At 54.6% G+C, this 12,964-nt stretch carries 9 protein-coding genes and 1 CRISPR repeat array (1 of these 10 cut by a window edge); of the genes, 3 read left to right on the forward strand and 6 right to left on the reverse strand.

Annotation, left to right across the window (positions count from 1 at the left end; translation table 11 throughout):
• Positions 1-169: direct repeats of the CRISPR family, unit length 36 nt; unit sequence GTGCTGGGATTCTTTCCCAGCCGAATTAATGGAAAC; it begins 1,874 nt to the left of the window's first position.
• Between the two features lie 57 nt (positions 170-226).
• Positions 227-1,447 carry a F420-0:Gamma-glutamyl ligase gene (locus RHJ02_RS10385; protein WP_310743011.1) on the reverse strand — a complete coding sequence of 407 codons (1,221 nt, stop codon included), beginning with the start codon at positions 1,445-1,447 and terminating at the stop codon, positions 227-229.
• A gap of 75 nt (positions 1,448-1,522) precedes the next feature.
• On the opposite strand from RHJ02_RS10385, the gene RHJ02_RS10390 reads away from it, so the two are divergent.
• Together RHJ02_RS10390 and trpB are read left to right on the forward strand one after the other, a co-directional pair.
• The gene (locus RHJ02_RS10390) at positions 1,523-2,299 is read left to right on the forward strand and encodes a DUF1350 family protein (protein ID WP_310800193.1); all 777 of its coding nucleotides are present in this window, start codon (positions 1,523-1,525) and stop codon (positions 2,297-2,299) included.
• Between the two features lie 48 nt (positions 2,300-2,347).
• Positions 2,348-3,589, forward strand: coding sequence for a tryptophan synthase subunit beta (gene trpB / locus RHJ02_RS10395; RefSeq protein ID WP_302678242.1), 1,242 nt, complete (start codon positions 2,348-2,350; stop codon positions 3,587-3,589).
• A gap of 1 nt (position 3,590) precedes the next feature.
• Here the strand turns inward: trpB and asnS are convergent, their stop codons facing one another.
• From asnS to RHJ02_RS10410, 3 genes are all read right to left on the reverse strand, one after another.
• Entirely contained in the window at positions 3,591-4,979 is a 1,389-nt protein-coding gene (gene asnS / locus RHJ02_RS10400) for an asparagine--tRNA ligase (RefSeq protein ID WP_310438039.1), read from the reverse strand.
• 11 nt (positions 4,980-4,990) lie between these two features.
• Positions 4,991-7,330, reverse strand: a complete 2,340-nt coding sequence (locus RHJ02_RS10405; RefSeq protein WP_310800194.1) for an endonuclease MutS2 — start codon at positions 7,328-7,330, stop codon at positions 4,991-4,993.
• A 119-nt stretch (positions 7,331-7,449) separates the two neighbouring features.
• Positions 7,450-8,409: an FHA domain-containing protein gene (locus tag RHJ02_RS10410; RefSeq protein WP_206200103.1), complete on the reverse strand. Its 960-nt coding sequence runs from the start codon at positions 8,407-8,409 to the stop codon at positions 7,450-7,452.
• Positions 8,410-8,604: 195 nt separating this feature from the next.
• Between RHJ02_RS10410 and RHJ02_RS10415 the strand changes: the two genes are divergently transcribed.
• Complete coding sequence (locus tag RHJ02_RS10415) at positions 8,605-9,081, forward strand: Dps family protein (RefSeq protein ID WP_206200104.1); 477 nt, start codon at positions 8,605-8,607, stop codon at positions 9,079-9,081.
• On the opposite strand, the gene RHJ02_RS10420 is transcribed toward RHJ02_RS10415, so the two are convergent.
• Together RHJ02_RS10420 and RHJ02_RS10425 are read right to left on the reverse strand one after the other, a co-directional pair.
• Positions 9,078-9,452, reverse strand: a complete 375-nt coding sequence (locus RHJ02_RS10420; RefSeq protein WP_206200105.1) for a hypothetical protein — start codon at positions 9,450-9,452, stop codon at positions 9,078-9,080. The two genes, RHJ02_RS10415 and RHJ02_RS10420, sit on opposite strands and share 4 nt — an antisense overlap.
• An 81-nt stretch (positions 9,453-9,533) precedes the next feature.
• Positions 9,534-12,929, reverse strand: coding sequence for an EAL domain-containing protein (locus RHJ02_RS10425; protein ID WP_310800195.1), 3,396 nt, complete (start codon positions 12,927-12,929; stop codon positions 9,534-9,536).
• Positions 12,930-12,964: the final 35 nt, after the last annotated feature.

A 12,964-nucleotide genomic window follows, 5' to 3' on the forward strand; every position in this document is an offset into this window, starting at 1 on the left:
TCCCAGCCGAATTAATGGAAAACCGCTTTCGCGGGTGCCGCTTTCACGGGCGTGACCGCGTGCTGGGATTCTTTCCCAGCCGAATTAATGGAAACGTTCAACCAACAAATGTATTTGGAAAGCCTCAGTGTGCGTGCTGGGATTCTTTCCCAGCCGAATTAATGGAAACCCGCAATGTTTTAAAGAAACAGAATTATATTTTTCTTCGCAATGTTGGCCATAAGAGCTAATGCATCTTGTCTAGGAAACCCTCAGTCGAGCTCGGAGAAACACCGCAAGGCCGGATTAAGACAATGGGTGTCTGCTCATCGGCATTACCGGCGGGGTTTTTCTTCAGAGCAGTCGTGAGGAAGTGAGGGGAGACTCCTTGGCTAGCGGCAAGCACCTTGACTGCCCCTAGGTCGTTAACATCCACAATGGCGATGCCCAAACCCGTTTTTGCTGCTAGATCCTCCACGACGGCTTGGGGGTTAACAGGTCCCATAACAATAAATTGATCGTAGGGGGGCAGAGTACCTGTCACATCGTCAATGAGGCGGGCTTGTTCGCCAGCCAATTGATAAAATCCGCCCTTGTGGCCAAAGACTTTGGCGATCGCCCCCCCCAAAAAGGCCAAGAGTACCCGTAGCGCTCCCACTTCCTCCACCAGCGCTTGCATGCCACAGGCGGTGGCCAAACTTGAGGTGGGCAAGAAAAACTGACACACCCGCGTTGCTACCCACCCCGGTTGCATTTGTGCCGGATCCTTGAGGCGACCTTGGATAATGGCAAGGGGTGTTTCCCCAATGGCAACAATGTCTCCAGGTTGGGCATGGGGCATCACATAGCGATTGAGCACCTCTAGGGGAATATCCAACGGCGTCAGTAAATGGGTGCGAATGGGGAGTACCTGACATCTCTCCGCCTGTCGCCACACACCTGTATCTCCCGTGGCCGGAAACTTGAGGGGGATAAATTCATGGTGGGTTTTGGCAAAGCGACCGTGGGGGCCATAGGCAATGTAGTGAATCTTGACCCAAGCAGCCTTGACCTCGCTCACGCCAATTCCCTGCAAATCCACACAAATCTCGACATTCGTTTGCTTGGTGGACTTGACGATATAGGCAAACCAATAGCCATCGGCACGGGGGAGAAATTCTGGCTCCGGGTGGCGGGGGATGACCTGCACATCCGTCTGAATCATATCGACACGGCCATCGGACAATAGCACCACCTCTGCCCGTAAGTCTGGCACCATCACCTCAAGGCCACGGTGGGGGTTGCTCAGTCCCAATAGCCCGACAAAACGGTAGTGGGTTGGCTCATAGATTTCCAGATTCCAAGTGGCACCGATCACTTCAAGGGGATGGGCTGGCCGCCGCCGATACCGCCATTCCAAGGCCAAGAAGATCAAAGCCGCAATGGCTCCGAGGACTGCTGCACCACTGCCAACGATCGTCTGAATCATTTCTTGGGCTCTCCCACCGCATCTCTTGTATTCGCTAGATTACTAGCAGTGAGGTATCTTTTGGAGTCATTGATTTTGCAGTGGCAAGAAGTTCGCGGCAATTGGTTGTATATTCCCCCGCGCCCCTTGGGGTGGATTCACTTTCTCGGCGGCGCCTTTGTGGCCACCGCACCCCAAGTAACCTACCGCCGTCTGTTGGAGCATCTTGCCGAAGCCGGCTATGGCATTATTGCCACGCCCTTTGTGAACACCTTTGACCATGGGGCGATCGCCCTCGATGTGCTGAATAAACTCGACTATGCCCTTGATTGGTTGATCTATCGCCGAGGCTACCCAGCGGCATTGCCCATCTATGGTTTGGGACACAGTATGGGCTGCAAGCTCCACCTGCTGATCAATAGCCTCTACGATGGCGATCGCGCCGGCAATCTCTTCATGGCCTTCAACAACTACCCCGCCAGTCAATCCATTCCTTGGATGGAAAACCTTGCCCCCGTGGGTGTCGAATTCAGTCCCAGCCCGACAGAAACCGAAAAACTGATTCAAGAGCGCTATCCTGTGCGCCGTAATCTCTTGATCCGTTTCCAAGAGGACGATATTGACCAAACAGCCCGCCTGCGCAGTCTCCTCAGAGCCAAATTTGGCGATATGGTCACTGCCTTGAAGCTACCGGGGAATCACCTCACCCCCCTCAGCCAAGGACTCAAGTGGCAAGTCGGCGCAGAATTTTCTCCCCTAGATGCCGTCGGCCAGTGGATCAAGCAAAGTCTCTTTCCCGAAATGCAGATTCTGGAGGAGTGTCTGTTGGAGTGGCTCAATCCCCTAGGCACTGCCCGCCGTTCCCGCCCGTAGCGTGGCACAATCACATAAGGAACCCTTGATGAAAAAAGGACTTTGCCCGTGACTGTTGCCCCCTCTGCTGCCCTCAGTGCTGCTGCTCGCCCCGATTCCCGCGGTCGCTTTGGTCGCTTTGGTGGCAAGTACGTTCCCGAAACGCTGATGCCCGCCCTCAGTGAATTGGAGGCGGCCTTTGCCCACTATCGCCAAGACCCTGATTTTCAAGCCGAATTGCAGCAACTTCTGCAAGACTATGTGGGTCGTCCTAGTCCCCTCTACTTTGCCGAACGCCTCAGTGCCCACTATGCCCATGATCAAGCCCAACCCCAGATCTATCTAAAACGGGAAGACCTCAACCATACGGGTGCCCACAAAATCAACAATGCCCTCGGTCAAGTGCTCCTTGCCAAGCGCATGGGCAAACAGCGCATTATTGCGGAAACGGGTGCTGGTCAGCATGGGGTAGCCACGGCAACCGTCTGTGCCCGCTTTGGCCTCCAATGTGTGATTTACATGGGGGTACAGGATATGGAGCGGCAGCGGTTAAACGTGCTGCGGATGCGTCTATTGGGAGCAGAAGTGGCGCCCGTCAGTGCCGGTACAGGAACCCTGAAAGATGCCACCTCCGAAGCGATTCGCGATTGGGTAACCAATGTGGAAACCACCCATTACATCTTGGGTTCAGTGGCGGGGCCCCATCCCTACCCGATGCTGGTGCGGGAATTCCATGCCGTCATTGGGGCAGAAACGCGGCGGCAGTGCCTTGAGAAATGGGGCGGGCTGCCCGATATTTTGCTCGCCTGTGTTGGCGGTGGCTCCAATGCCATGGGACTCTTCCATGAGTTTGTTGAGGAACCGCAGGTGCGCTTAATTGGTGTTGAAGCTGCGGGTCAAGGGGTGGACACGGGTCACCATGCTGCCACCCTCACCAAAGGGGAAGTGGGGGTACTCCACGGTGCCATGAGCTATCTCTTGCAGGATGCCGATGGTCAGGTGGTTGAGGCTCACTCCATCAGTGCCGGTTTAGACTATCCGGGCGTGGGGCCAGAGCATAGCTACCTCAAGGACATTGGTCGGGCAGAATACTACAGTGTCACTGATGCTGAGGCCGTGGCTGCCTGTGTGCGCCTAGCTCAGTTGGAGGGAATTCTCCCTGCCCTCGAAACCGCCCATGCCTTGGCCTATCTGGAAACGCTATGCCCGCAATTGACAGGGCAGCCGCGCATTGTCATTAACTGTTCAGGACGCGGCGACAAGGACGTGGAAACGATTGGCCGCTATTTTGAGGCACAGCAAGCCCCCTGAGCTAGAACTCCGCATTCCCCGGTGTACGCGGAAAGGGAATGACATCGCGGATATTGTCCATGCCCGTCATAAACTGCACCAACCGTTCAAAGCCCAGCCCAAAGCCAGCATGGGGGACACTGCCATAACGGCGTAAATCCAAGTACCACCAGTAGGGGGCAGGGTCTAGGCCTTGGCTCACAATTCGCTCCTGCAGCACGTCAAAGCGCTCTTCCCGCTGGGAGCCACCAATGATCTCGCCAATTTTGGGGGCGAGGACATCCATTGCTGCTACAGTTTTGCCATCGTCATTGAGGCGCATATAGAAGGCTTTGATGGCAGCGGGATAATCATAAACAATCACGGGGCGCTGGCAGTATTCCTCAGCAAGGTAGCGCTCATGCTCCGATTGCAGGTCTAGCCCCCAAGCCACGGGAAATTCAAAGGCGCGGCCACTTTTTTCTAGGACTTGAATGGCTTCTGTGTAACTAAGGCGGGCAAAGGGTTGAGTTGCCATCTGTTCGGCGGTGGCCATGACGCTATTGTCAATGCGCTCCTGAAAGAAGGCCATATCCTCACTGCAGTGGTCAAGGACATGGCGAAAGACAAACTGCAAAAAGGCCTCCGCCAGTTCCATATCTCCCATCAGGTCACAGAAGGCCATCTCTGGCTCCACCATCCAAAACTCGGCAAGGTGACGCGAGGTATTGGAGTTTTCAGCGCGGAAGGTGGGACCAAAGGTATAGACATTGGTAAAGGCTGTGGCCATAATTTCTGCCTCCAGTTGGCCACTGACGGTGAGGTAGGCACGACGACCAAAAAAGTCTTGACTGAAGTCAATATTCCCCTCTGGGGTTTTGGGTGGCTGCGCTAAATCCAGGGTGGTGACGGTAAAGAGTTCCCCAGCCCCTTCGCAGTCACTGGCGGTAATGATCGGGGTGTGTACCCACAGGAATCCCCGCTCCTGAAAGAACTGGTGAATGGCAGTGGCACAGGCATTGCGTACGCGCATCACCGCGCCTAGGGTATTGGTTCGCGGTCGGAGATGACCAATGGTGCGTAGAAATTCAAAGCTGTGGCGTTTCTTTTGCAGGGGATAAGTTTCTGGATCGGCACCGCCCCAAAGGTGAATCTGCTGGGCATGGAGTTCAATGGTTTGGTTTTTGCCGGGAGAACGCACCAGTTCGCCACTGAATTCTGCGGCAGCCCCTGTGGTCAGGTCTTTAATGGCTGGCGTTGCTGCTGCCACGGTGTTGGGAATGACCACCTGCAATCCGGCTAGGGTTGAGCCATCGTTGACGTTGACAAACGTACATTCCTTGAGTTCGCGTTTGGTGCGCACCCAGCCCTTGACGGTGACGCGATCGCCCACTTGACCTTGATGAAGAATGTCCTTAATCCGCTGCTGCATGGGTCTTGTTCCTATAACTGCACAATGGTTACTCCCCGGCCACCCTCTTCAGGAGGCGCAAGGTGATAGCTTTGAACGCTGGGGTGCTGATCTAAAAATTGATGCACAAACTGGCGGAGGGCACCACTGCCGTGGCCGTGGATAATCCAAACCGTTCCCTGCTGGCGGTTGAGAAATTCCTCTAGGAGAGGTTCCGCCTCATGGGTGCGCTTGCCCCGCAGATCGAGGGTACGGCTCTCTGTGCGAATGGCGGGTGCTGGGGTGCGAGAAGGGGGTGGGGGGGGAGCTTGAGCTGGGTCGGACTTGGGTTTAGATGGTGTGCGTACCGGTTCGCCCTTGAGGGACTCTACGGCGTGGGGCGGCACAGTAAATTTCACGGAACCCACTTGGACGACAATATCCCCCTGCTGGCTGACACTGAGGACTTCGCCCACCTGTTGCCATTGGGGCAAGCGAACGCGATCGCCCGGTTGAGGAATAAAGCCAACGGGCGGAGGTGGTGGTAAGTAAGTTTTCTCAATCTGATGCAGCGCCGTTTGGGCAGCTTGTACCTGTTCAGGACTGTTGGCGCGTTGCAGTTGAGCAATGACTTTGGCAATTTCCTGCTGAGCCTGATGGAGGGCGGTGCGTACCTGCTCCTCCTGTTGTTGGCGCAGTTGCTGCTGTCGTCGCCGCAGTTCTTGAGCCTTGGTGGCAATTTCTTGGTAGAGGGCTTCTGTATCCCGCAGGAGCGCCGCTGCCGCTGTGGTTTTGGCCTCTTGGGCTTGGCGTTGTGCCACCAGCCCCATAATCATTTCATTGATGCGGTTGCTGTCGCTACTGAGAAAGGCTTTGGCATCCTCAATAATGCTGGGATATAGCCCCAACCGCTGGGCGATCGCTAGGGCATTAGACTGTCCCGGTATGCCCCACAGCAGCCGATAGGTCGGGGCAAGGGTGGTCTCATCAAACTCAACGGCGGCATTTTCAAAGCGGCTGTCCTGATACTTGAGGGCTTTGAGTTCGCCATAGTGGGTGGTGGCAAAGGTGAGACTGGCGTGGTCTGCCAGATAGCGCAACAGGGCGATCGCTAGGGCTGTACCCTCACTGGGATCCGTGCCGGCCCCCACTTCATCGAGGAGCACCAACGTATTGCCCCCTGTCATCTCGAGCTCGGTGAGAATATCGCGGATATTGCAGATATGACTGGAAAAGGTGGACAGGTTTTGGGTCAGGGACTGCTCATCCCCAATGTCTGCCCAAATCCCTGTAAACCAGGGCAACTCTACGGGCGCTGCCGCTGGCACATACAACCCTGCTTTTGCCATCAGTGCTGCCAAGCCCAAGGCCTTCAAGGTTGCTGTTTTGCCGCCGGTGTTGGGGCCAGTGATTGTCACTACCTTGGTGGGGGGGGGCAATTCAATGTCAATGGGCACCACGGTCTGTCCTTGCTCATGGTGCTCTTGCCACACCAAGAGGGGATGCCGCAACGCCTTCAGGTGCAGCCGCGTGTCACTGACAAACTGCGGGGGATTGCCCTGCAACCAGAGACTATAGTGGGCACGGGCGACCGCCATATCGAGGGTGGTCAGCACATCGAGCAGATACCACAAATCATCACTAATCGTGGCCAACTGATCCGAGAGGGCTTGGCAAATGGTGCGTTCGGCCTCAGCCTCTTGATGGGTAAGTTGTTGCAGGCGGTTTTGCAGGTCAATGGTTTCCCGTGGCTCAATGTAGAGCGTGGCACCACTGGCGGAGAGATCGTGGACAATTCCCGGCATCTGGTCTTTGTGGGTGGCTTTGACTGCCAACACATAGCGATCGCGCCGTTGGGTGACCACCGCCTCTTGAATGGCACTGGCTCGCTGCTGCAGAATCTGCTGCAGTTGCTGCTGGATCTGGGCACGGCACTGCCGTTGCTGCTGGCGAATCTCAGCCAATTCTGGACTGGCGCGATCGCTCACTTGCCCCTGATCGGTAATACAGCGGTAAATCTCCTGAGTCATCTCAGGATAGGTACGGACACCAGCCACTAGTTGTTGGAGTTCATTGAGTTGCGCGTGTTCCTCAATTTGACGCCGCTGTTGCCGCGCCGCACTCAACAGGTGGGCGATCGCCAGTAGCTCCATTCCCTGCAAACAGCCTTGGCGATCCAGCCGCGCCAGCGCCGGTTCAATATCTGTGACTTGGCTAAAATCGAGGTGCACTTGGTGCACCGTTTCAAGGGTAATCACCTCAGTGGTTTGAGCCAACAGCACTTGACTGGCTGCTTGGGTGCCCCCTAGAATCTCTCCCCCCTGCAGCTGGCGCATCCCCCGTTTGGTAGCAGCAAACGTTGCCAACTGCTGACAGAGACGCGGCCACCCCAACCGCCCTAGGGATTTGTCTAGTGCACTAACTTGTGACGTGAGAACAACCAATGTTCGCTATCTGCTGAAAACACTACTTTCACTGACTGTAGCACTGCTCACCAATCCGTGCAGCGGTTCTAGAGGACCATCCCCGACGACATCTCCGCATCCACGGCATCCTGCAGTTTCAGCAGGGTACTGGTGAGGGCTTCAGGATTGAAGTAGGTCCATTCGATGGCTTGGGCGATCGTTTGCAATCGCTCGGTAATGCTCGTGAGATCTCCAAACAGATTTTCGCGCGGCAAGCCCGCAAAGAGTGCCATCGCGCCTTGGTTGACCGCCCACTTGCACTCCGATTCATGGACACGGGTGCGCAGGCCACTGAGGAGAATGACATTCATTTCTGGATAGCGCTGGCGATACTGGCGACAAAAATCGTAGGGATTGGTTTTTGGCATTCCCAAATCGAGGAGCAAGAGGCTGACTTTGCAGTTGAGGGACTCCACATGGGCAATAATTTTTTCTAACTCAAAGTGGGATGTTGCCCAAATCGTCGAAATCCCTTGGGAGTTCAATAATTCCCGCCACATTTCCCCTTGGGTACGCGAAGAGTGGGTCATCAAGACCGTGACTTGGCCATTACTCCCATGGGACTGATTGGTGTAGGGGTGGGGACTCGGCGCATCCCGCAGGTCAATGTACTCTAGTTCTGACTCACCAATGGAAATGCGATCGCCGTGTCTGAGGAGATGGGGAGCGTGGATACGGTTATTGCCGATAAATGTCCCGTTCATGCTTCTGAGGTCGGTCAGCCGATAGCGATGATCCGCCTGCCGCTCAATGCGAATGTGATGCCGCGAACACCAGCGATCGGGTAGGACAATATCACAATCTTTACTTCGACCAATTTGCCAAACGGGTAACTGATCCAACACAATTGAACGTTGCATGTAAACGGAGTGCAATAATAGTCGGGGTGTTGGTGCCGCTAGAATCAGCTCACTGGGACGCATGAACCCCCACTGCTGTTCACCAGAACGGCTGGGTGCTTGTAGGTGTGGAACGTAGGTATTGGGGCGATTGGCTGAGGCGTCCATAGCAGCAGCTAAAAAACACTAAAATCATCAAACTTATTTTTATGCTGCCTATCCTAGCGTTGATGAGCAGCGAGGGACTACCTCCATCTTAGATGTCAATAGAATGGCAGTAGCACCCTCTAGGTTGCTAAAACGTACTCGTTATGAGTATGATAAATAGACAGGACAGTTCGATAACTGTCAAAGGAGACCACTATGACTGCAACAATCACACTAAAAGAGCAAGTGCTAGCCACCCTGAAACGGGAACAGGCCAATGCGGTTGTCCTGTATCTGAACTATAAAAAGTACCACTGGCTAACCTATGGCCCCTTGTTTCGGGAGTTGCACCTGCTGTTTGAAGAACAGGGAACAGAAGTCTTTGCCATGATTGATGAACTGGCTGAGCGTAGCTTGATGCTTGATGGCCAGCCAGTGGCAGACCCCGCAGACTATCTCAAAGTGGCAACGGTAACCCCCTCAAGCGGCCAACTCACGGTCAAGCAAATGATTGAGGAGGCGATCGCTAACCATGAGCTGATCATTACCGAGATGCACCAAGATGCAGAAGTGGCCACTGAGGCGGGCGACATTGGTACGGCTGACCTCTACACCCGTTTGGTGCAAACCCACCAAAAACATCGCTGGTTCCTTAAGGAGTTTTTAGCCAAAGGCGATGGCTTGGTCAGTTAGTTGCGAATTGGGCCGTTGTAGTCAATGGTGGTGCGACCATCGGCAGCCACAGTAACGACAGTTTCGATACTGGGCAGGGATGCGGGCACGCCATTGCTGACTCGATGGCCCAAAATCCGAAACGTGTAGGAGCCGTCGGCATTGCGCACATAGGGGGCTTCACGGACAGGCCCATGCAGGGACTGATCGGCTCGATAGCGACTTAATCCGCCATTGATACGTTCTGCGGCTTGGCGGGCATAGTTGCGGGCGCGAACGAGCTCGACAATGCTGACAGGCTCAGGATTAGTTGCTTGGGCAACGGCAAAGGGAGCGATCGCTCCCCCAAGGGAAAGACTCAGCATGAGGCTAGCAATCAGCGGCTGGGTCATCGGGCTTCTCCACTCAGCGGTCTTTATCTAAGATAGCCAAAGGGCTTTGCTAACCCCTAGATAGCGGTCTTGATGCAACAATTATTTGCTTTCCGTTTGACAAGGCGTGATCCTCGCTTGTAGTAACTGGTGCGCTTGCTCCTCAGAGAGGGGTTTACCAAAGAGAAACCCCTGGCCCCGCTGACAGCCCAACGCCTGCAAGCACTGCTTTTGGGAGAGATGTTCAATGCCTTCGGCAACCACTTCTAGTTGCAGGGCTCGGGCGAGGCTAATAATGGCACGAACAATTTCTAAATTTTGGAAATTGGTTTCGATGTCCCGGACAAAGGACTGGTCAATCTTTAGGGTATACAACGGCAGTTGGCTAAGGCGGCTGAGGGAGGAATAGCCAGTGCCAAAGTCATCAATGCCACAGCGAATATCAAGGGCTTGGAGCGCCTCCAATTGCTCTTGGGCAAACCTTGAATCGGGCATGATCACTTCCTCGGTAATCTCCAGAATCACTTGCTGGCCGCGAATCCCATAGAGCGGCAACAGATGCTTGAGCAAAGGAACCATTTGGCCAGAATTAAAGAAAGCACTGGAAATATTGACACTGAGGGTGAAGTCGGCAGCCCGAGAACCCAGTGTCTGTTGCCATTGGTAGAGGTTGAAAATTGCCTTTTGCAGAACCCATTGATCCAGTTTTGTGGCTAGACCCAACCCCAGAGCCAAGGGCAAAAATTCTGCCGGACTGATCCAACCGTTTTCGGGATGCTGCCAGCGAACTAATACTTCAAAACCAACAAGGCTGTCCTGACTGAGGCTGACAATGGGCTGGTAGAAGAGCGCTAGTTGCTCCTGCTCTAGGGCACGGCGAAATTCCTGTTCCCGTTGTAAGCGGGTGTAAACCGCTTGGTGGTGCTCCGATTCAAAGAGTTGCATACCGTTGCACCCTTGCCCCTTGGCAGCATACATGGCAATATCAGCATCCCGCAGCAGTTCACCGGCAGTGCGGTAACGAGAATTAACAATGGCGATGCCAATGCTGACGCTGACACTTACTTCAGTGCCCTTGAGCACATAGGGTTCACTAATGCAATGGCGCAGGCGATCGCCATACTCATAAATCTGCTGGAGACCCTCAATGTGTTCGAGGATGGCAATAAACTCGTCTCCCCCCAATCGGCCAACGGTGTCCTGCTGGCGCATACTCGACCGAAGGCGATGGGCAATTTCTAGAAGTAACTCGTCGCCGGCATCATGACCCAAGCTATCATTGATGACCTTAAACCGATCCAAATCCAAAAACAAAACGGCAAAGGGCGGAATGTCACCGCGGTGGTAGGCAGCCAGCAGTTGATCAATTTTTTCTGTGAGGAAGGTGCGATTGGGGAGATTCGTTAAACTATCCTGGCAAGCCAGTTGCCGCAATTTCTCCTCCGCTAGCTTGATGTTGGTGATGTCCAAGCAGGAACCAAGGTAGCCAATGCAAGTGCCGTCTTCGGCATAGCGGGGTGCCGCTTGCTTGAGTACCCAGCGATAGACACCTTGGCCATTGCGCAGGCGGTGCTCAATTTCATAGCTTTGCTGCTGCTCAACGGCAAGACGGATGGCCTGCTCGGTGCGCTCCCGATCCTCAGGATGGACAAGGTCTAACCAGTTCCAGCCAAGGATTTGGTCTAAGGAGGCGCCTAAGACGCGGCAAATGGTTTGGTTGGCAAACTCAATGGTGCCTTTGCTATCTGCCAGCCAGATCATCAAAGGTGAGGCATCGGCCATCTGGCGAAAACGGGTTTCACTTTCCACTAGGGCTAGCATGGCTTTTTTGCGTTGGGTGACATCCACCCCCACCGTGGTGATCAGGTAACTGCCATCCCCTTGAGGTTCAGCGGTGGCATTGAGGGAAATCCACACCTCATGGCCGTCGCGATGTTGAAAGCGATATTCGGTGTGGGCACAGCCTTCTTGGAGTAATTTCTCGCGAAAGGGACGATGATAGGCTTCCCAGTCCTCGGAGGGAACCCGCGATCGCCAAAGATTCGGGTCTTCTTGAAAGTCAAAGGGGCTGTAGCCGAGAATGCGCAGGTGCCCTTGGGAGAGATACTCATAGCGCCAAGAGCCATCAGGAAAGAGCCGTATTTCACTGACAAAGGCATCAGCGCGATCCAACAGTTGATTGAGCTTTTCTTGGGCGGCGTGGAGTTCCCCATTGACTTTGTGCAAATCGAGGGTGCGGGCAATCACCTGCGCCTCAAGGTCCGTTCGCTGGGCTGCAAGTTGCTGGGTCAGCTGCCGTTGTCGCGTGACATCCACTGCCGTCAGTAAAATGAACTGTTGGTTGCTGTTGGGCAGTTGCAGCGGCAGGGAAACCATCTGCCAAATACGCTCTTGTTTGGCGCGAGTGCGGATGCACACATCCCCATGCTCAACCCGTGCCTGCGTTATAAGGCAGCGTTGGAATTCTGTGGCCGCCCACTGGCGTTGCGCTGCTTCAGGAAAGGCAATTGCCAACCACCCCTCCCATGTGAGGGTTTCCTCTGGGCTGCTGCCGGTTTGCTCTTGCCATGCCCGATTCATCAACCACAGTTGACCATCCGCCGCCACCAACGCCATCGGCAGCGGTGATAAAAGCAGGCTGTTGCGGAACACCTCGTCCATTTCAGTGTAGGCGCGCCAAAATGACTGCCGCTCCTGCTCTACTTGGTTCAGATGCTGAGCCTCAATAACTAAAAGAGTGACCAAAAAAGCGATGATACTGATGATCTGCACCTCTTGGGCTAAGCGCTCCGAAAGCCATAGGCGATCGTGGTGCACCCATTGAATTACCCAACCAATGAGGAGGGGACCAAGGATGATCCAAGGCAACAATCGCCGCAAAAGTAGGCCACCTATCTTTTGTGAACTGAAGTAACGCATCACCCCTCGGGAGGGATGCCATTCGATAAGGCAGAGGTTCAGCAGCCCAAGAAGAACGCAGGCGAGGATTTGGCCAAGGGCAGAGGTACTAAGAGACAGCGGCAATTGGTACAGACCGGCCAATACCTCAAGGAACAGCAGACAGGCACTTGTGATTGCCCCACCTTGGCCGAAAATCACTTGCCAACTTGACTCCCCCATGACCCCCCACAGGGCCACCCCTAGCCCTATAAAGGCCACAGGCCGTAGCAAACTGGTGTAGGCCGGCAAAGATAGAGCTTGCCACGGAGCAGTGATTTCCTGAGCATTGAAAACTGCTACGGCAATTGCCATCCCCATGAGAACAAGCACTAGGCCACAGAGCTGGGGGAGGCATGCTAATTCTCGATCTCTGCCCCTAGATCCCATGAGGGTGATGGCCAATGCGGTTAACCCAAGGGCGATGGCAGCAAAAATATCAATACCGACCAAGAGAGGCGAGTGGGAAGTGATGGCAGCGAGAACCCACTCTATAAAAACAGCTGTTGCTACCCCTAGACTCAACAGAGCAACCACTCGTAAGAATTGGGGATTGGTCATAGGCAGGGGTAAAACCGGCTAGGGACATCGTACCC

The sequence above is a fragment of the Thermosynechococcus sp. TG215 genome (assembly GCF_031583455.1).
Classification (GTDB): domain Bacteria; phylum Cyanobacteriota; class Cyanobacteriia; order Thermosynechococcales; family Thermosynechococcaceae; genus Thermosynechococcus.

Excerpts from the sequence above, each read along its gene's own strand:
- RHJ02_RS10385 (WP_310743011.1), bottom strand. The coding sequence starts at position 1,447 with ATGATTCAGACGATCGTTGGCAGTGGTGCAGCAGTCCTCGGAGCCATT.
- asnS (WP_310438039.1), bottom strand. The coding sequence starts at position 4,979 with ATGCAGCAGCGGATTAAGGACATTCTTCATCAAGGTCAAGTGGGCGAT.
- RHJ02_RS10410 (WP_206200103.1), bottom strand. The coding sequence starts at position 8,409 with ATGGACGCCTCAGCCAATCGCCCCAATACCTACGTTCCACACCTACAA.
- RHJ02_RS10415 (WP_206200104.1), top strand. The coding sequence starts at position 8,605 with ATGACTGCAACAATCACACTAAAAGAGCAAGTGCTAGCCACCCTGAAA.
- RHJ02_RS10420 (WP_206200105.1), bottom strand. The coding sequence starts at position 9,452 with ATGACCCAGCCGCTGATTGCTAGCCTCATGCTGAGTCTTTCCCTTGGG.
- RHJ02_RS10425 (WP_310800195.1), bottom strand. The coding sequence starts at position 12,929 with ATGACCAATCCCCAATTCTTACGAGTGGTTGCTCTGTTGAGTCTAGGG.